General features: G+C 67.2%; 17 protein-coding genes and 1 tRNA gene. 8 read left to right on the plus strand and 10 right to left on the minus strand.

Translation table 11 applies throughout. The features are described 5' to 3' along the window. The first annotated feature begins 5 nt into the window (after window positions 1-5). Window positions 6-389, plus strand: coding sequence for a response regulator (locus J7654_RS10950; RefSeq protein ID WP_209735973.1), 384 nt, complete (start codon window positions 6-8; stop codon window positions 387-389). A 56-nt stretch (window positions 390-445) separates the two neighbouring features. Here J7654_RS10950 and ctrA read toward each other — a convergent pair whose 3' ends face one another. Beyond that, window positions 446-1141, minus strand: a complete 696-nt coding sequence (gene ctrA, locus J7654_RS10955) for a response regulator transcription factor CtrA (RefSeq protein WP_209735974.1) — start codon at window positions 1139-1141, stop codon at window positions 446-448. Between the two features lie 402 nt (window positions 1142-1543). On the opposite strand from ctrA, the gene J7654_RS10960 reads away from it, so the two are divergent. After that, window positions 1544-1897, plus strand: a complete 354-nt coding sequence (locus tag J7654_RS10960) for a flagellar export protein FliJ (protein WP_209735975.1) — start codon at window positions 1544-1546, stop codon at window positions 1895-1897. Window positions 1898-2022: 125 nt separating this feature from the next. On the opposite strand, the gene sciP is transcribed toward J7654_RS10960, so the two are convergent. Further along, complete coding sequence (gene sciP / locus J7654_RS10965; protein ID WP_209735976.1) at window positions 2023-2316, minus strand: CtrA inhibitor SciP; 294 nt, start codon at window positions 2314-2316, stop codon at window positions 2023-2025. Window positions 2317-2541: 225 nt separating this feature from the next. Between sciP and mnmA the strand changes: the two genes are divergently transcribed. Next, complete coding sequence (gene mnmA / locus J7654_RS10970; protein ID WP_209735977.1) at window positions 2542-3693, plus strand: tRNA 2-thiouridine(34) synthase MnmA; 1152 nt, start codon at window positions 2542-2544, stop codon at window positions 3691-3693. Here the strand turns inward: mnmA and J7654_RS10975 are convergent. Further along, on the minus strand, window positions 3673-4641 hold the full coding sequence (locus J7654_RS10975) for a Gfo/Idh/MocA family protein (protein ID WP_209735978.1): 969 nt from the start codon (window positions 4639-4641) through the stop codon (window positions 3673-3675). The two genes, mnmA and J7654_RS10975, sit on opposite strands and share 21 nt — an antisense overlap. A gap of 150 nt (window positions 4642-4791) precedes the next feature. Here J7654_RS10975 and J7654_RS10980 point away from each other — a divergent pair. The 5 genes from J7654_RS10980 (at window position 4792) to pssA (ending at window position 9764) form a co-directional block, all read left to right on the plus strand. Then, a tRNA-Met gene (locus tag J7654_RS10980) sits at window positions 4792-4868 on the plus strand. A gap of 117 nt (window positions 4869-4985) precedes the next feature. Beyond that, the gene (locus J7654_RS10985; protein WP_209735979.1) at window positions 4986-6149 is read left to right on the plus strand and encodes a LysM peptidoglycan-binding domain-containing protein; all 1164 of its coding nucleotides are present in this window, start codon (window positions 4986-4988) and stop codon (window positions 6147-6149) included. A gap of 174 nt (window positions 6150-6323) precedes the next feature. Beyond that, window positions 6324-8195, plus strand: a complete 1872-nt coding sequence (locus J7654_RS10990) for an ABCB family ABC transporter ATP-binding protein/permease (RefSeq protein ID WP_209740459.1) — start codon at window positions 6324-6326, stop codon at window positions 8193-8195. Between the two features lie 74 nt (window positions 8196-8269). Then, window positions 8270-8968, plus strand: a complete 699-nt coding sequence (locus tag J7654_RS10995) for a phosphatidylserine decarboxylase (RefSeq protein WP_209735980.1) — start codon at window positions 8270-8272, stop codon at window positions 8966-8968. Between the two features lie 4 nt (window positions 8969-8972). Beyond that, window positions 8973-9764, plus strand: coding sequence for a CDP-diacylglycerol--serine O-phosphatidyltransferase (gene pssA, locus J7654_RS11000; protein ID WP_209735981.1), 792 nt, complete (start codon window positions 8973-8975; stop codon window positions 9762-9764). On the opposite strand, the gene J7654_RS11005 is transcribed toward pssA, so the two are convergent. The 7 genes from J7654_RS11005 to rplI form a co-directional block, all read right to left on the minus strand. Further along, window positions 9765-10505, minus strand: a complete 741-nt coding sequence (locus J7654_RS11005) for an SDR family NAD(P)-dependent oxidoreductase (RefSeq protein WP_209735982.1) — start codon at window positions 10503-10505, stop codon at window positions 9765-9767. It lies immediately after the preceding gene. Window positions 10506-10527: 22 nt separating this feature from the next. Beyond that, a complete protein-coding gene (gene purF / locus J7654_RS11010) occupies window positions 10528-12003 on the minus strand; it encodes an amidophosphoribosyltransferase (RefSeq protein WP_209735983.1) in 1476 nt (491 codons plus the stop codon). 151 nt (window positions 12004-12154) lie between these two features. After that, a complete protein-coding gene (locus J7654_RS11015; protein WP_209735984.1) occupies window positions 12155-12760 on the minus strand; it encodes a CvpA family protein in 606 nt (201 codons plus the stop codon). An 83-nt stretch (window positions 12761-12843) separates the two neighbouring features. Next, window positions 12844-14244 (minus strand): DNA repair protein RadA, encoded by a 1401-nt coding sequence (gene radA, locus J7654_RS11020; RefSeq protein WP_209735985.1) that lies wholly within the window; start codon window positions 14242-14244, stop codon window positions 12844-12846. Beyond that, window positions 14244-15398 carry an alanine racemase gene (gene alr / locus J7654_RS11025; protein WP_209735986.1) on the minus strand — a complete coding sequence of 385 codons (1155 nt, stop codon included), beginning with the start codon at window positions 15396-15398 and terminating at the stop codon, window positions 14244-14246. Before alr ends, radA begins: the two co-directional genes overlap by 1 nt. A 6-nt stretch (window positions 15399-15404) precedes the next feature. Continuing rightward, window positions 15405-16892, minus strand: coding sequence for a replicative DNA helicase (locus J7654_RS11030; protein WP_209735987.1), 1488 nt, complete (start codon window positions 16890-16892; stop codon window positions 15405-15407). Between the two features lie 238 nt (window positions 16893-17130). After that, window positions 17131-17727 (minus strand): 50S ribosomal protein L9, encoded by a 597-nt coding sequence (gene rplI, locus J7654_RS11035; RefSeq protein ID WP_209735988.1) that lies wholly within the window; start codon window positions 17725-17727, stop codon window positions 17131-17133. Window positions 17728-17739: the final 12 nt, after the last annotated feature.

Consider the following 17739-nt stretch of genomic DNA (forward strand, 5'->3'; position numbering starts at 1 on the left):
TCCTGATGCAGACCTGCCTCGTGATCGACGAATCACCCGTGGTGCGCAAGATCGCCTGGCGCATCCTCTCCCTCTCGGGATACCGGCCCGAAACGGCCGGCAACATCGAGGAGGCCGAGAAGGTGCTGGCCGATCTGGAGCATCTGGACATCGCCATCGTTTCCGCCACCTTGCCGGACGAGCCGGTCGAGGCGGCCATCCGGCGGCTCAAGGCGCATCCGCATGCCGCCGGCTGCGTGGTGCTCGCATCGCTGGTGGAGGCCAATCTCGGCCTGATGACGCGTTCCAAGCGGGCAGGGGCCGCCGGCTTCACTTATCGCCCCTTCGACCGCGAAAGCCTGGCTGGCTGGCTGAAGCCCTATTCGCAGGCCCGCTCGGAACCGGCCTGAACGCAAAAAAGCCCGCGCGAGGCGGGCCTTTGAGCAGTGGTGCCGGGATGGGCCTCTCAGGCGGCGCGGGAATCCTCTTCAGGCTCGCGCAGCACATAGCCGCGGCCCCACACGGTCTCGATGTAGTTCTTGCCCTCGGTGGCCGTGGACAGCTTCTTGCGCAGCTTGCAGATGAAGACGTCGATGATCTTCAACTCCGGCTCGTCCATGCCGCCATAGAGGTGATTGAGGAACATTTCCTTCGTCAGCGTCGTGCCCTTGCGCAGCGAAAGAAGCTCCAGCATGGCATATTCCTTGCCGGTCAGGTGCACGCGCTGACCGTTCACCTCCACCGTCTTGGCATCGAGGTTCACCGTCAGGTCGCCGGTGTTGATGACCGACTGGGCATGGCCCTTGGAGCGGCGCACGATGGCGTGGATGCGCGCGACCAACTCGTCCTTGTGGAAGGGCTTGGTCATGTAGTCGTCGGCGCCGAAGCCGAGCCCGCGCACCTTGTCCTCGATGCCGGCCATGCCGGAGAGGATCAGGATCGGCGTCTTCACCTTGGACAGGCGCAGCGTGCGCAGCACCTCGTAGCCCGACATGTCGGGCAGGTTCAGGTCCAGGAGAATGATGTCGTAGTCGTAGAGCTTGCCGAGATCGACGCCCTCTTCGCCAAGGTCGGTCGTGTAGACGTTGAAGCTCTCGGACTTCAGCATCAGCTCGATGCTCTGCGCGATCGCGCTGTCATCCTCGATCAAAAGAACGCGCATCCAATTCCCCTCTCCGTCGATCCGGTCGCCCCTGTCGCCCGGATCGCGTTTCGTCTCTCATCTGCCAGGGATCGTGACATGGATTGGTTAACGAAGCCTTCCGTAACCATGATGTCCTCGCTCCCGCGATCGGTCCCTGCCAGTATCGCGGGCAGGGAACTTGCTGCGATGCTTCCTCGGGCAAACAGGCGCAGGACCGTCTTTTTCAACGATCCGAACGCTTGTCGCTCGAGGATTTACCCCGCCTTAAGTCATCGACCCCTAGGATTAACGTTGCGCGTAAACAGACGGTTAAGCGTGTAGCCTTCGAGGCTTGCGCGAACCCTCCGCGTCGGATGCAACGAGGCGCGTGCCCCCTTTTTCTCAGGGGAGCCGCGCGGCGCAAGCGAGGACACCGATTTCATGGCCAAGCGGGACAATCTCGTGAGACTGTCGCGGTTCAAGGTCGGCGAGAAGCGCCGGCAGGTCGACCAGCTCGAACTCATGATGGGCGAATTCGAGCGCATGGCGGGCGAGCTCGACGCGCAGATCGCCAGCGAGGAAAAGAAGGCCGGAATCACCGATACGACCCACTTCGCCTATCCGACCTTCGCCAAGGCGGCCCGCACGCGCCGCGACAATCTGATGGATTCGGTCTCGGAGCTGAAGGCGCAGATGAATGCCGCCCGCCTTGCCCTGGCCGAGGCCGAGGCCGAGCTTGCCAATGCCGAGAGGCTGGAGCAGATCGGCGAGGAGCGCCGCGCCGCCAGCGCCTGACGAGAGGCGGCGCACCGCCGAACGGCCCGCTTCGGCGGGCCTTTTTTCGTTCGGGCACCGGCCATGGAAAAAGGGCCGGCTCTTCTCGAACCGGCCCTTTCCTCAAGGCTTGAAGCGCGTGGCGCTCAGTGATGCAGGTCGACCTTCTTGCGGTATTCCTGAAGCTGGGTGGTCCGCAGGCCCGCAAGGCCGTGGCTGTCGATCGATACCTGCCAGGAGAGGAACTCCTCCACCGTCAGCGTATAACGCGAACATGCCTCATCGAGGCTCAGGAGCCCCCCGCGAACCGCGGCCACCACCTCCGCCTTGCGCCGGATGACCCAGCGCCGGGTGTTGGAAGGCGGCAGGTCCGCGATCGTCAGCGGGCTCCCGTCCGGGCCGATGACGTATTTCACTCTTGGTCTAACCTGATCGGTCATTGAACTCTCTACACAACGCAAGACCTAATCGCGATCGGACCTTAGGCTCCATGGATTGAAAATTTCGCTAAGCGGCTCGTAAGGATTCGATAAGAAGTCGAGACAAGTCCGCATGATCGCCGCGATTGTCCGCAAGGCCGCGGGCGTGCGATAAGGCGCGCAAGGGGCCTCTCCTCTTGCAAGCAACGGTGAGAAGGCCGAAATGAAGCCTATGGTGTGCTTGAGATGAACAGCCTGGATCTGCCGAAGGCGCCGGCCGAGACGCGCGTGGTCGTCGCCATGTCGGGCGGGGTCGATTCCTCCGTCACCGCCGCCCTGCTCAAGGAGGAGGGCTACGATGTCGTCGGCATCACGCTGCAGCTTTACGATGGCGGGGCGACGCCGCGCCGGGCCGGTTCCTGCTGCGCGGGGCAGGATATTCACGATGCGCGCCGCACGGCGGCTGTCCTCGGCATTCCTCATTATGTGCTGGATTACGAGCAGAAGTTCCGCGAGCAGGTGATCGACCCCTTCGCCGCCAGCTATCTTGCGGGCGAGACGCCGATCCCCTGCGTGGCCTGCAACCAGACGGTGAAGTTCAAGGATCTTCTCCAGACTGCCAGGGATCTGGGCGCCGATGCGCTGGCCACCGGCCATTACATCGAATCGCGCGCGGCCGGTGCCCATCGCAGCCTGCACCGCCCGGCCGATCTCGACCGGGACCAGAGCTATTTTCTCTACGCCACCACGCAGGCGCAGGTCGATTTCCTGCGCTTCCCGCTCGGCCGCCTGACCAAGCCCGAGACCCGCCGCATCGCGGAGGCGCACGGCCTGTCCGTCGCCGCCAAGCCCGACAGCCAGGACATCTGCTTCGTCTCGAAGGGGCGTTACTCGGATGTCGTGGCCAAGCTGCGGCCGGAGGCGGGAGAGCCCGGCGAGATCGTGCATCTGGACGGGCGGGGCCTCGGCCGGCACGAGGGCATCGTCAACTTCACCGTGGGGCAGCGCAAGGGGCTGAAGATCGCGGCTGGCGAGCCCCTTTATGTCGTGTCCATTGATGCCGCGACGCGGCGCGTCACCGTCGGCCCGCGCGAGGCGCTGCTCGTGCGCCGGCTCGCGCTGCGGGACGTCAACTGGCTGGGCGATGGCGTGGTGGGGGAAGCCGCCGGGCACGGCGAGGACCTCTTCGTCAAGGTTCGCTCGGCCCGCCCGCCCGCCCCGGCCAGGCTGCTGCGAGACGGCAACGAACTGGTGGTGGAACTCGCCGAGGGTGAGAGCGGCGTCTCGCCTGGCCAGGCCTGCGTCTTCTACGCGGGCGAGGGGGCCGGCGCGCGCGTTCTGGGCGGCGGCATTATCGCCCGCTCGTTCCCGGCCGGTTCATTCGCCAGCGCGGCTTGAAGGATAGGGCGAGGCGGCGGAAAGGATCCGCACCGTTTCCACCGCTTCCGCCGCGCCTGTTTCCGGCTCGCGGCGCGTTTCGATACATTCGATGAAATGGCGCAACTCCCGGTCGAGGGGCAGGCCGGGCACGGTTTCCAGATATTCCGGGTCGGCGTTGTGGAAGGCGAAGCCCGCGCCCTCGCGCCAGACCCGGTGCGCATAGAGCGCCAGCTTCTGCCCCTCCGGCGCCAGATCATCGAAGGTGATCATGCCTTGCGTGCCCACCACGGTGAAGCGGCGGTCGCGGAACGGCGATATGCGTGAGACGTGCACTTCGGCCGAAAGGCCGCCGGCGAAGTCCATGCGGATGTCGGCGACATCGATCTCGTCGCTGAGGACGCTGCGGGCCGAGGTCTCGATTCGCTCCGGCGCGCCGCCGGCGATCTTCAGAACCAGCGACAGGTCGTGCGGAGCCAGGTCCCAGATGGCGTCCATGCCGAGGAAGCGGCCGAGGCCCAGCCGGGTGGACACCATGTGGCGGATGTCGCCGATCCCCCCTCGCGACACGACCTCGCAGAGCCGCTCGAAGACCGGGTGGAAACGCAGGACATGGCCGACCATCAGGAGGCGCCCGCTCTCGCGCGCCACCTCGGCCGTGTGCGCGGCGTCGGCGGGATCGAGCGCGATCGGCTTTTCGATGAGAACGTCCTTGCCCGCCTTCAGCATCGTCCGCCCTGTCGGTCCGTGCAGGCGAGAGGGCAGGGCGAGGACGGCGGCGTCGATCTCTCGCGAGCCGGCGACCTCCTCGAGGCCGAGCGCGGGCACGCCGTAGCGCTCGGACATCGCGCGGGCGCGCGCCTCGTCATGGTCGGAGATGGCCGCCAGCGCGCCGAGCTCCGACAGGGTGCGCACATGGTTCTGGCCCCATTGGCCGCACCCGACGACGGCGATCCTCGGCTTGGACATCTCGGCTCCCGCGTGATGATTGCTGCGCCGAACTAGCCTTTCCGCCCCGAAGGCCGCAAGGCATGACGGCGAAGCTTGACAGGCGGGGCAGCCTCTCTCTATACCCCGGCCATCCAGCGGGCGGCGCTCTTTGAGGGCGCCTTCATGCGTGGCAGCGTAGCTCAGTTGGTTAGAGCACCGGACTCATAACCCGGGGGTCGGCAGTTCAAATCTGCCCGCTGCTACCATTCCTCCCAGTGTATTTCCGTTCACACCTAAGCTTGACAATCGTTCTTCTTGTTGTCTTTCCCCGTCTCCGTTAAGGTTTGCGGGCGGCAGCTCCTGACTCTTTCGTCGGAACGGACATGAAAACTCCAACGGGCTTTTGGTTTATCGCCGCGATCGCGGCCGTGGGCGGCGGGCTTCTCGCCGGTTACTGGCATTTTTCCGTCATCCTGCCGCATCCGGCCGATGCCGGCGCGCCGGCCGCTGCGACAACCGCATCTCAGGAAACCGTCCCGACGAACGAAGGCACACAGCCGCAAGCCGAGGCCCAGGTCGAGGCGGTGGTGCCGAGCTTCGAGTTGCTTCGGGTGGAGCCGGACGGGTCGGCCGTCATCGCGGGCATGGCGGCGCCCGGCTCGCAGGTCGTCCTGCGCCGTGGCGACGATGTGCTGGCCCGCGAAACGGCCGGGGCGGGCGGCGATTTCGCCTTCGCGCTCGCCGCCGTTCTGGATGTCGGAGAGCATCAGCTTCGCCTGGAGACGGAAACGGTGGAGGGCACCCTGTCCGCTTCGCGCGAGACGGCGCTCGTCAGCATCCCCCCGCGCGGCCGCGAAAGCGAGCTTCTGGTGATGCTGGAAGAGCCCGGCGCGCCCTCCCGCGTGGTCGCCGCGCCCGAACCCGATCTCACCACACCGGTGGCCGAGGTGGCGGCGCCTGCGCCGGGCGAAACGGCCCTGCTTGCCGCCGGCGGCCCGGATGTCCCGGGCCTTGCGGATACCTCCCTCGCGATCCGGGCGGTGGAGATCGAACGCGATCGTCTTTATGTGGCCGGTATCTCCCGCCCGGGCTCGACCGTTCGGCTTTATGTCGACGATGTCTTCGTGACCGAGGCGAAAGGCACAGGCGGCGAGGAGTTTCTCGCCTCGGCGCTGGCCGATGTCGCCGTGGGCGACCATATCGTGCGGATCGACGAACTGGCCGAGGACGGTTCGGTGATCGCGCGGGTGGAAGTGCCGTTCCAGCGGCCCGAAGGCGAGTCCGTGTCGGCCGTCGCCTCCCTGCTTCGCGGCGCGGCGGACGGGGCCGGCCAGGGCGCAGACGCGGCGGGCCGGCAGGCGGCGCTGGAGCCGGTGGAAGGCCGGGTCATCATCCGCCGGGGCGACACGCTCTGGCGCATCTCTCGCGAGACCTACGGTGCGGGAAGCCGCTACACCGTCATCTATCTCGCCAATGGCGAGCAGATCAGGAATCCGAACCTCATCTATCCCGGGCAGGTCTTTCTCCTGCCCGACGCCGACGGGTGACGATGGGCTGCGGGGTGGAAGCGCGGAACGCTCTCCTCTAGAACGCTTCTCGAAGGGTGGGCCGACGCATGGCCGCCCGCACGAGGACGTTTCCCCTTGGCTCCCACGAACCAGCCGGCCGTATCGGGCGAATCCGGTGCGCTCTTCACCACGCTTCGCAACCTCTGGCCCTATATGTGGCCGCGCGAGCGGCCTGATCTGCGCGCGCGCGTTCTCTGGGCGAGCTTCTACCTCCTCGTCGCTAAGCTGCTGACCGTCGGCGTTCCCTACTTCTACAAATGGGCCACGGACGCGCTCGACGGGACGCACTCGGCGCAGGCGTGGCTGCCGCTGGCGTTGACCGGCGCGGTGACGCTGGTCGTCGCCTATAATGTCGCGCGCGTTCTCTCCGTCGCGTTCAACCAGCTTCGCGACGCGATCTTCGCGCAGGTCGGCCAGTATGCGGTGCGCCGGCTGGCCTACCGAACCTTCGTCCACATGCACCAGCTTTCCCTGCGCTTCCATCTGGAGCGGCGCACCGGTGGCCTGTCGCGCATCATCGAGCGCGGCACCAAGGGCATCGAGACCATCGTGCGCTTCGCGGTGCTGAACACCGTCCCCACCATCCTGGAATTCCTGCTGACGGCGGCCATCTTCGGCTTCTCCTACGGCCTGTCCTACGTGGCCGTGGTGACGGCCACGGTCGCCGTCTATGCTTGGTTCACGGTGAAGGCGAGCGACTGGCGCATCGCCATTCGCCGCGAGATGAACGATTCGGACACGGACGCCAACACCAAGGCGATCGACAGCCTCCTGAATTTCGAGACCGTCAAATATTTCGGCAACGAGGGTATGGAGGCCGAGCGCTTCGACCGCTCCATGGCGCGCTACGAGAAGGCGGCGACCCAGACCTGGACCTCGCTCGGCTGGCTGAATTTCGGTCAGGGGGTGATCTTCTCGGCCGGCATGGGCGCGGTGATGGTGATGAGCGCGCTGGAGGTGCAGGCCGGCACGCAGACGCTCGGCGACTTCGTCTTTATCAATGCCCTGCTGATGCAGCTTTCGATCCCGCTCAACTTCATCGGCTTCGTCTACCGCGAAATCCGGCAGGGGCTGACCGACATGGAGAAGATGTTCGAGCTTCTGGGTGTGGAGGAAGAGGTGAAGGACCATCCGGACGCCCGCCCGCTCGCCGTCTCCAGCGGCGCCATCCGCTTCGAGGACGTCCGCTTCTCCTACGATCCCGAGCGCGAGATCCTGAAGGGCATCTCGTTCGAGGTGCCGCCGGGCAAGTCCGTCGCCATCGTCGGGCCCTCAGGCGCGGGCAAGTCCACCATATCGCGCCTGCTCTTCCGCTTCTACGACGTCACATCCGGGCGCATCACCATAGACGGGCAGGACATCGCGGCGGTGAGGCAGGATTCGCTTCGCGCGGCCATCGGCATCGTGCCGCAGGACACGGTGCTCTTCAACGACACTATTGCCTACAACATCCGCTACGGGCGCGTGGATGCGCCCGAGGACGAGGTGCGGCAGGCGGCCGAGCGCGCGCAGATCGGCCCCTTCATCGCGGCGCTGCCGGAGGGCTACGAGACGATGGTGGGCGAGCGCGGCCTCAAGCTTTCGGGCGGTGAGAAGCAGCGCGTGGCGATCGCCCGCACGCTCCTCAAGGCGCCGCCGATCCTCGTGCTGGACGAAGCCACTTCCGCGCTCGATACCCATACCGAGCAGGAAATCCAGGATGCGCTCGATCTCGTGTCGAGGAACCGAACCACGCTGACCATCGCCCATCGCCTTTCCACCATCGTGGCCGCCGACGAGATCATCGTGCTGAAGGCCGGTCAGATCGTCGAGCGCGGGTCGCACGGCGAACTGCTGGAGCGCGGCGGACTCTATGCCGAGATGTGGACCATGCAGCGCGAGGCCAGCGAGGCCGAGGAGGCGCTGCGCCGCGCCCGCGAGGCGGATGAGCAGGGCATCCTCCAGCGAAGGCGGGTGAACGATCCGGGCACCCGCGAGGAACCGATCCATGCCTCCGGGGCGTTTGACGACGATGGCGGTGCTTGAACGCGCGGCCCGCCATGCCTTAATGCGGGCCAAGCGCCCGTGCCCGACATCATGAGAAGGAAGACAAACGCACGATGGACATGATCCAGTCGATCCGAAACGTCCTCGTGCCGATCCACCGGCAGGGCTACCCCTTCATCGCCGGCTTCTTCGTGGCCTCCATCCTGCTCGGCTTCCTGTGGGAGCCGCTGTTCTGGCTGGGCCTCGTGCTCACGCTCTGGTGCGCCTATTTCTTTCGCGATCCCGAGCGCGTCACGCCGCAGGCGGAGCATCTGGCCGTCAGCCCGGCTGACGGCAAGGTCTCGCTGGTGGGCCATGTCCTGCCGCCGGCCGAGCTTGCACTGGGCGACGAGCCGATGCTGCGCATCTCCATCTTCATGAACGTGTTCGACTGCCACGTGAACCGCGCCCCGGTGCGCGGGCGCATCCTGCGCATGGCGTACAAGGAAGGCCAGTTCGCCAATGCGGAACTGGACAAGGCGAGCGAGGTGAACGAGCGCTCCTCCCTCGTCATCGACAGCCCGAAGGGTGAGGTGGGCGTGGTGCAGATCGCCGGCGCTGTGGCGCGGCGCATCGTGCCCTTCGTCTCGGCCGGCGAGCATCTGGAGACCGGCCAGCGTTTCGGCCTCATCCGCTTCGGCTCGCGCCTCGATATCTACCTGCCGGAAGGCTTCCAGCCGCGCGTTTCCGAGGGGCAGACGGCGCGTGCCGGCGAGACGGTGATCGCCGAGCACGGGGCGGGCCTCTCCGGCTGGGCCTTCCGGAGGGACTGACGGGATGAGCGACCAGACGCCGGAGCCCGGCGCCAGCTACCGCTCGCGCATTCCCATCCGGCAGATCGTGCCGAACCTCATCACCATCCTGTCCATCTGCGCCGGGATGACGGGGATACGCTTCGCCTTCGAGGGGCGGATCGAGCTGGCGGTCATCCTCGTGCTCGGCGCGGCCTTCCTCGACGGGATCGACGGGCGCATCGCGCGCCTTATGAACGGGCAGAGCCGCTTCGGCGCGGAGATGGATTCGCTGGCCGATATCGTCAATTTCGGCGTCGCGCCCGCCATGCTGCTCTATGCTTTCACGCTGCACGATGCGGGGGCCGTGGGCTGGACGGCGGCGCTGCTCTATGCGGCCGGCTCGGCGCTGCGGCTGGCGCGGTTCAACACCATGCTGGACGAGCCGAACAAGCCAGCGTGGAAGAGCGCGTATTTCGTCGGTGTTCCCGCTCCCGCAGGCGCCGGATTGGCCCTGTTCCCCATCTATCTGGGGCTCGCCGGGCCCGGCCTCGGCTTCCCGCAGATCACGGCGGTGGCAGCCTCCATCTATCTCGTCGTCGTCGGCCTGCTGATGGCAAGCCGCATCCCGACCTTCTCGGGCAAGACCATCGGCATCCCGCTGCGGCGTGAATGGGTCGTGCCGCTGATGCTGCTCGTGGTCTTCTACATCGCCATGCTTGTCGCCTTCACGTGGACGACGCTCACCATTTCGGTGCTGGTCTACTTCGCTACCATTCCCTTCTCGATCCGCTCCTATCGCCGCAGCGAGCGCATGCACGCCGCGCCCGGCCATTAGCTATTCGGGATCGCGATAGGTCAGGAAGCGGTTCTGCCGCACGTCGAAAAGGCGGCCGGTCTCGGCAAGGCCGGCAAAGGTGAGCGGCAGGATCTTCTCGGCCACCTCTGCCGGCGAGGGCAGGGTCTGCGGGTCCTCGCCGGGCATGGCCAGCGCGCGCATGGCCGTACGCGTCGCGCCGGGATTGACCGAGTTGACGCGCAGCGGAAGGCTGCGCGTTTCGTTGGCCCAGGACTTCACGAATGCCTCGCAAGCAGCCTTGCTGGCTGCGTAGAGCCCCCAATAGGCCTTGGCCGAATGGGCCGCGCCCGAGGACATGACCACCGCGCGCCCGGCATCGGAGCGGCGCAGCAAAAGGTCGGTCGCGCGGATGACGCGCCAGGTCGAATCGACATTGAGCCGCATGGTCTTGTCGTAGACCTTGGCCTGGATATGCCCGATGGGGGAGAGGACGCCCAGCATCCCGGCATTGGCGATGAGGATGTCCAGCTTTCCCCACCGCTCGTCGATGGCCCCGCCGAGGCGGTCGATGCCGTCCATGTCGAGGAGGTCGAGGGGAACGAGTGTCGCCGCGCCGCCCTGCGCCTTGATCGCGTCGTCGAGTTCTTCCAGCCCGCCCACGGTGCGGGCCACGGCGATCACATGCGCGCCTTCGCTCGCCAGCCGCAGGGCGAGGTGATAGCCTATACCGCGCGACGCGCCCGTGACGAGCGCGACCCGCCCTTCCAATGCCCCTGCCATGAAACGCCCCCGGATCGAGATGTCAGCCGTTGCCGGCCATCAGCGAAAGCCGGCGCACATTGGTGGCCGCCTCCCGGTCCACCAGCCGCGTGGGATAATCGCCGGTGAAGTAGTGGTCGGTGAATTGCGGCGCTGCCGCGTCGCGCGGCTTGCCACCGACAGCGCGATAAAGACCGTCGATGGACAGGAACTGGAGGGAATCGGCGCCGATGAAGCGGCACATGGAGGCCAGGTCGTCATGCTGGTTGGCCAGAAGCTTGTCGGCCTCCGGCGTATCGATGCCGTAGAAGTCCGGATGGTAGATCATCGGGCTCGCGACGCGGATATGGACCTCGCGCGCGCCCGCCTCCCGGATCATCTGGACGATCTTCACCGAGGTCGTGCCGCGCACGATGGAATCGTCCACCAGCACCACCCGCTTGCCCTCGATCATCGCGCGGTTGGCCGAATGCTTCAGCTTCACGCCGAAGGCGCGAATCTGCTGCGTCGGCTCGATGAAGGTGCGGCCCACATAATGATTGCGGATGATGCCCAGCTCGAACGGGATGCCGATCTCCTGCGCATAGCCGATGGCCGCCGGCGTGCCGCCATCCGGCACGGGCACCACCACATCTGCCTCCACCGGCGCTTCCCGGGCGAGGTTCTGCCCCATGTTCTTGCGCGCGACATAGACGTTGCGGCCGCCCACGATGGAATCGGGGCGGGCGAAATAGACATATTCGAAAAGGCAGATGCGCTCGGGGCGCTTCACCTGAGGTTTTCGCGCGTCCACGGTGATGGAGCCGTCGGGCTGAAGCTCGCAGATCACGACCTCGCCGTTCTCCACGTCGCGGACGAACTTGGCGCCGATGATGTCGAGCGCGCAGGTTTCCGAGGCGAAGATCGGCTTGCCGTCGAGATCGCCCATCACCAAGGGGCGCACGCCGTTCGGGTCGCGCGCTGCGATGAGCTTGGTGCGGGTGAGGGCGAGCATCGAATAGCCGCCCTCCACCTGCGAGATGGCGTCGGCGAACCGCTCGCCCGAGGAGGCGAGCTTGGAGCGGGCGATGAGGTGCAGCACCACCTCGGTGTCGGAGGTGGACTGGCAGATCGCGCCATTGGCGATGAGCTGGCGGCGCAGTGTGAGGCCGTTGGTGAAATTGCCGTTGTGCGCGATGGCGATGCCGCCCTCGTTCAGCTCGGCGAAAAGCGGCTGGACGTTGCGCAGGATCGTCTCGCCCGTGGTCGAGTAGCGCACATGGCCGATGGCCATGTCGCCGGGCAGGCGGGCGAGGGTGGCCGGGTCGGTGTAATGGTCGCCGACAAGGCCCATCCGCCGCTCGGAATGGAACTGGCGCCCGTCGAAGCAGACGATGCCGGCCGCCTCCTGCCCGCGATGCTGGAGCGCGTGCAGCCCCAGCGCCGTCAGCGTCGCGGCGTCGGGGTGCCCGAGAATGCCGAAGACGCCGCACTCCTCATGCAGCGTATCGTCGTCAAGGCCGAAAGGCGTCTCGTCCATGGGGATCACTCGCTCCGCCCGTGTCAGGAAACAGGCTCTTCAGGACCGGGCTTCCATATAGGAAGCGGACTTGTGCAACGCGAAACAATTTTCGCGGCAGGGCGCCGTTTCGCCCGGCCGCCATCTGTGAACGCAACCTTCGCGGCCTGCCTCAATTGGCGGGCGGGGCCTCGGCCGGCTGCTCGGCATCCTCGATCGCCCCCTCGATCGTGGCCGCCCCCTCGCCGGTCTGCGTCGCGGGCGCGTCCGGGCCGCCGAACTGCTGGCGGATGGTCTCTTCCGGGTTCTCCGGCAGCGCGGCCACGAGGCGCCCGCCCAGATCGTCGAGGAAGGGCTTGGAACTGGCCTGCGTCACCCATTCGGGCTGGTTCTCGGGCGTCAGCCAGTTGAAGAAGAGCATGGCCACCACCACCAGCAACAGCCCGCGCGCGGCGCCGAAGACGAAGCCCAGCGCACGGTCGAGCGGGCCGACGCGGCTGTCGATGATGAAGTCGGCGATCCGCAGGGTGATGAAGGAGACGATGATGAGCGCGATGAGGAAGATCGCCAGCGCCGAGGCGGCCATCGCGGCGGTCTCGGAGTTGATGTACTCCTGCGCATAGGGCGTGAGCAGCGGGTAGAAGTAGAAGGCCGCGAGGGCCGCCACGACCCAGGAGACGATGGAGAGGACTTCCCGCGAGAAGCCGCGAACCATCGCGAGGATCGCCGAGATCAGCATGATGACGACCAGGGTCGCATCGAGGAGGGTTACGGTCATTCCGGTCCTTTGGGGCTCGTCGGGCGGCTTCTGAAGGCTGTTGTGAACCTTGGTCGTTCTTACACTCGCGGATGCGGCGAAAATCAAGCGTCCGTTTGCGGCATGCGCCCCGCGACGGTCGCCACCAGATGCGCCAGCGTTTCCATTTCGTGCACCCCGGCCTCGCGCGACTTGGGCAGGTCGGCGCTTCCGGCCGGCATGACGGCGCTTCGGAAGCCGAGTTTTTCCGCCTCCTTCAGCCGCGCGCCGGCATGGGCCACCGGCCGCACCGCGCCCGAGAGGCTGATCTCGCCGAAATAGACGCTGTCGCCCGGCAGCGCCTTGCCGGAAAGGGACGAGACGAGGGCGGCGGCGACGGCGAGGTCCGCCGCCGGCTCGCTGATGCGATAGCCGCCCGCCACGTTCAGATAGACGTCATGCTGCCCCAGCCGCACGCCGCAATGGGCCTCCAGCACCGCCAGGACCATGGCCAGCCGCGGCTGGTCCCAGCCCAGCACGGAGCGGCGCGGCGTGCCGAGCGTGGAGGGCGCGACGAGGGCCTGGATCTCCACCAGCACCGGCCGCGTGCCTTCCATCCCGGCGAAGACGGCCGCGCCCGGTGCCTTCTCGTTGCGCTCGCCCAGGAAGAGCTCGGAGGGGTTCGACACCTCCCGCAGGCCCGAATCGCCCATTTCGAACACGCCGATCTCGTCGGTGGGGCCGAAGCGGTTCTTCACCGTTCTCAATACGCGGTAGTGATGGCCGCCTTCGCCCTCGAAATAGAGAACGGCATCGACCATGTGCTCCACCACGCGCGGGCCGGCGATCTGGCCCTCCTTCGTCACATGGCCGACGAGGATGACCGCTGCACCGGAGGATTTGGCATAGCGGATCAACGCCTGCGCGCCCGCGCGCACCTGCGTCACGGTGCCGGGCGCCGAATCGGCGATATCCGTCCACACCGTCTGGATCGAATCGACCACCACGAAGTCCGGCCGCTTCTGGGCCGAGAGGGTGGCGAGGATGTCCTCGATATTGGTCTCGGCCATCAGTTGCACGGAGGTGTCGGCCGCCTTGAGCCGCTGGGCGCGAAGGCGCACCTGAGCCACCGCCTCTTCGCCCGAGACATAGACCACGCTATGCCCGCCGCGCGCGAGGGCCGCCGCCGCCTGCATGAGCAGCGTGGACTTGCCGATTCCCGGATCGCCCCCCACCAGAAGCGCCGAACCGCGCACGAAGCCGCCGCCGGTCACGCGGTCGAGCTCGGGCAGGCCCGAGACGATGCGCGGCGCCTCCTCCATCTCGCCCGAGAGCGGCATGAGCGCGGCCACGCGGCCCTTGCGGCGCCCGCGCGAAGCGCCGCCGGGCCCACCGCCGATGCCACCGGCCTCGTTCTCCTCCACGATCGTGTTCCACTCGCCGCAGGCATCGCAGCGCCCCTGCCAGCGCGAGGTGACGGCGCCGCAGTTCTGGCAGACGAAGGTGGCGCGCGTCTTGACCGCCATCAGCGCCAGTTCCGCGAGACGCGGGGTCCCAGCGAGGTCAGGAGCTCGTAGCCGATGGTGCCGGCCCGCTCGGCCGTTTCGTCGATCGGGATGTTCGGGCCGAACACCTCGACCGTGTCGCCGGGGGCAAGATCGTCCTCGGGAATGTCCGTCACGTCCACCGTGGTCAGATCCATGGAGATGCGGCCGAGAATGGGCGCTCGCCGGCCGGCGGCGAAGACCTCCGCGCCCCGGCCCGAGAGGCAGCGCGGCAAGCCGTCCGCATAGCCGAGGCCGATGGTCGCCACGCGCGTGCGCCGCGCCAGCCTGGCGCTGGCGCCATAGCCCACGGCCTGGCCCTTGGCCGCCCAGCGAAGCTGGAGGATGTGGGCCTTGAGTGTCACGACGGGCCGGATCGAGCCGTCCGGGTCGAGCGAGGCCGCGCCCCCGTAGAGCGCGATGCCGGGGCGCGTCAGGTCGAAATGATAGGAGGGGTCCAGAAAGGTGCCGGCCGAATTGGCCAGCGAACGGCCGACATGCGGGAAATGCGCCGTCAGCGCCTGGAAGCGCTCGAGCTGGCCCTGGCTCTGCGTTCCGTCGCGGTCGTCGGCGCTCGCCAGATGGCTCATCACCAGAGCGAGGTCGAGCTTGCCTTCGGCCGCCAGCCGGGCGGCCCGCTTCGCCTCGGCCTCGTCGAGCCCGAGGCGGTTCATCCCGGTTTCGAGCTGGAGGGCGCAGACACCCGGCAGTTCACCGGCCGCCGTCTCTTGCCAAGTGGCGATGTCCTGGGGCGTGGACAGAACGGGGATCAGCCGATGCCGCCGGCAGATGGCGGCCGCCTGCGGGTCGAGGCCCTGAAGAACGAAAACGCGGAAGTTCTTGCCCGGCATCGCCTCGCGCACGCTGGCGCCTTCCTCGGCATAGGCCACGAAGAAGTCGCGGCAGCCCGCGCCGAACAGGGCCTTGGCCGTGGTCTCGACGCCCAGCCCGTAAGCGTCCGCCTTCACGGCGGCGGCGGTGCGCGCACGCCCGCTTGCCATGGCGAGCGAACGCCAATTGGCCTTGAGCGCCCAGGAATCGATCTCCACGAAGGGACGGCGCCCCGCCGCGGGGGCCGCGTGCAGGCTGGTGGAGATCGTGGTGGCGTCGGCGGGAAAAGAGGCGGTCTCGCTCATGTCTGTCTACTCGAAACGCTCGGGGAGATGGCTTTCCTCGGCAAGGTCGGTGAAGCGGGTGAACTCGGCCTGGAAGGCGAGGGGCACCGTCCCGGTCGGGCCGTGGCGCTGCTTGGCGATGATGACCTCGGCCTTGCCGCGCGCCTCGTTCATGGCCTGCTGCCATTTGAGATGCTCGTCGGTGCCTTCCTTGGGCTCCTTGCTCTGCAGGTAGTATTCGTCGCGATAGACGAACATCACCACGTCGGCATCCTGCTCGATGGAGCCCGATTCGCGAAGATCGGAGAGCTGGGGGCGCTTGTCCTCGCGGTTCTCCACCTGGCGCGAGAGCTGCGAGAGCGCGACGATGGGAACGTGCAGTTCCTTGGCCAGCGCCTTCAGCCCGGTGGTGATCTCGGTAATCTCCTGCACGCGGTTTTCCGATGCCTTGCGCGAGGAGCCCTGCATGAGCTGCACATAGTCGATGATGATGACGTCGAGCCCGCGCTGGCGCTTGAGCCGCCGCGCGCGCGCGGCCAGCTGGGCGATGGAGATGCCGCCGGTCTGGTCGATATAGAGCGGCGCGCGCTGCATCATCTCCGTGCAGGCGACCAGCTTGGAATATTCCGCATCGGTGATGGAGCCGCGCCGGATCTTGGAGGAGGAGACCTCGCTCTGCTCGGAGATGATGCGCGTGGCGAGCTGCTCGGCGCTCATTTCGAGGGAGAAGAAGCCGACGACCCCGCCGTTCTTGGCCTTGAAGGTGCCGTCCGCCTGCTCGGCCGGTTCGTAGGCGCCGGCAATGTTGAAGGCGATGTTGGTGACGAGCGAGGTCTTGCCCATGGCCGGGCGGCCGGCCAGGATGATGAGGTCGGAGGGCTGAAGCCCGCCCATGCGCCGGTCGAGTTCGCGGATGCCGGAGGAGATGCCGGAGAGGCCGCCGTCCCGGTCCTTGGCCGCGCCCGCCATCTCGATGGCAAGCGACATGGCGTCGGTGAAGGCCTGGAAGCCGCCGTCGTAGCGGCCCGTCTCGGCCAGCTCGAACAGCCGCCGCTCCGCCTCCTCGATCTGCACCTTGGGGGGCGTGTCGAGGGGGGCGTCGAAGGCGGTGTTCACCATCTCCTCCCCGATGCCGATCAGCGAGCGGCGCAGCGCCAGGTCGTAGATCGCCCGGCCGTAGTCGGCGGCGTTGATGATGGTGGTGGCCTCGGCCGCCAGCCGCGCCAGATACTGCGCCACGCTCATGTCGCCGACGCGGTCGTTGGCGGCCAGGAAGGTCTTGATCGTCACCGGATTGGCGATCTTGCCCATCCGGATCATCTCGGAGGTCTTGGAGAAGATTTCCCGGTGCAGCGGCTCGAAGAAGTGCTCGGGCTTGAGAAAATCGTGGACGATGTAATAGGCGTCGTTGTTGACGAGGATCGCGCCTATCAGTGCTTGCTCGGCCTCGATATTGGCCGGCGCCTCGCGATAGAGCGCGGCCTCCTCCTCGAACTTGCGCGCGGGCTCAGCCATGTCGCGACCCTTCCAGATCTTCGATGCGGGAAACGTGGCCGCCGGGGGCCGCGTCCCTTGTAGCGCCTGCCCCCGCCCGGCGCATCGGGCATCGGGCGAAGGCGGTTCCGCCGCCATGCGGCCTTTCCACAGGATCGGCCCCAAACGGGGAAGGCCCGGCGATGAAGCGCCGGGCCTTCCTGTAGATAAGCTGTGGAACGCCTGTGGGCAACCGCCCGCGGGCTCCTGGACCCGCGCCTTAGCGGGCCTCTTCCTCGACCGCCTCGGCGGCCTCTTCCTCGCCTTCGAAGGTCTCCTCCTCGGCCGGCAGTTCTTCTTCCTCCTCGTCGATGCCGTAGATGGCGTCGGCCGAGGTCAGGGTCTCGCCGCGCGCCTGGCGCTCGGCCTCGTCGGGCGAGCGGGCGACGTTGATCGTCACCTCGATCTCGACCTCGGCATGGAGGCCGATGGCCACCTTGTGCAGGCCGATGGTCTTGATCGGCAGGTTCAGCTCCACCGCGTTGCGGTTCACGGCGAAGCCCTCGGCCTTGAGCAGGTCGGAGATGTCGCGGGCCGAGACCGAGCCGTAGAGCTGGCCGGTCTCGCCGGCCGAGCGCACGATCACGAAGCTCTTGCCGTCCAGCGTCTCGCCGACCTTCTGGGCCTCGCTCTTGCGCTCTTCGTTGCGCGCGATGAGCTGGCTCTTCTGCGCCTCGAACTTGGCGCGGTTGGCCTCGTTGGCACGCAGGGCGCGGCCGGTCGGCAGAAGATAGTTGCGGGCGTAGCCGTCGCGCACGCGCACGGTGTCGCCGAGGCCGCCGAGGCGGCTGATGCGTTCGAGGAGGATGACGTCCATGGATATGTTCCT

Origin of the sequence: Aureimonas populi (genome assembly GCF_017815515.1) — a bacterium.
In the GTDB taxonomy this organism is placed as follows: Bacteria; Pseudomonadota; Alphaproteobacteria; order Rhizobiales; family Rhizobiaceae; genus Aureimonas; species Aureimonas populi.

Bases quoted from the DNA above. Each gene is read 5' to 3' on its own strand.
- J7654_RS10950 (WP_209735973.1), top strand. From the start codon at position 6: ATGCAGACCTGCCTCGTGATCGACGAATCACCCGTGGTGCGCAAGATC.
- ctrA (WP_209735974.1), bottom strand. From the start codon at position 1,141: ATGCGCGTTCTTTTGATCGAGGATGACAGCGCGATCGCGCAGAGCATC.
- J7654_RS10960 (WP_209735975.1), top strand. From the start codon at position 1,544: ATGGCCAAGCGGGACAATCTCGTGAGACTGTCGCGGTTCAAGGTCGGC.
- sciP (WP_209735976.1), bottom strand. From the start codon at position 2,316: ATGACCGATCAGGTTAGACCAAGAGTGAAATACGTCATCGGCCCGGAC.
- mnmA (WP_209735977.1), top strand. From the start codon at position 2,542: ATGAACAGCCTGGATCTGCCGAAGGCGCCGGCCGAGACGCGCGTGGTC.
- J7654_RS10975 (WP_209735978.1), bottom strand. From the start codon at position 4,641: ATGTCCAAGCCGAGGATCGCCGTCGTCGGGTGCGGCCAATGGGGCCAG.
- J7654_RS10985 (WP_209735979.1), top strand. From the start codon at position 4,986: ATGAAAACTCCAACGGGCTTTTGGTTTATCGCCGCGATCGCGGCCGTG.
- J7654_RS10990 (WP_209740459.1), top strand. From the start codon at position 6,324: ATGTGGCCGCGCGAGCGGCCTGATCTGCGCGCGCGCGTTCTCTGGGCG.
- J7654_RS10995 (WP_209735980.1), top strand. From the start codon at position 8,270: ATGGACATGATCCAGTCGATCCGAAACGTCCTCGTGCCGATCCACCGG.
- pssA (WP_209735981.1), top strand. From the start codon at position 8,973: ATGAGCGACCAGACGCCGGAGCCCGGCGCCAGCTACCGCTCGCGCATT.
- J7654_RS11005 (WP_209735982.1), bottom strand. From the start codon at position 10,505: ATGGCAGGGGCATTGGAAGGGCGGGTCGCGCTCGTCACGGGCGCGTCG.
- purF (WP_209735983.1), bottom strand. From the start codon at position 12,003: ATGGACGAGACGCCTTTCGGCCTTGACGACGATACGCTGCATGAGGAG.
- J7654_RS11015 (WP_209735984.1), bottom strand. From the start codon at position 12,760: ATGACCGTAACCCTCCTCGATGCGACCCTGGTCGTCATCATGCTGATC.
- radA (WP_209735985.1), bottom strand. From the start codon at position 14,244: ATGGCGGTCAAGACGCGCGCCACCTTCGTCTGCCAGAACTGCGGCGCC.
- alr (WP_209735986.1), bottom strand. From the start codon at position 15,398: ATGAGCGAGACCGCCTCTTTTCCCGCCGACGCCACCACGATCTCCACC.
- J7654_RS11030 (WP_209735987.1), bottom strand. From the start codon at position 16,892: ATGGCTGAGCCCGCGCGCAAGTTCGAGGAGGAGGCCGCGCTCTATCGC.
- rplI (WP_209735988.1), bottom strand. From the start codon at position 17,727: ATGGACGTCATCCTCCTCGAACGCATCAGCCGCCTCGGCGGCCTCGGC.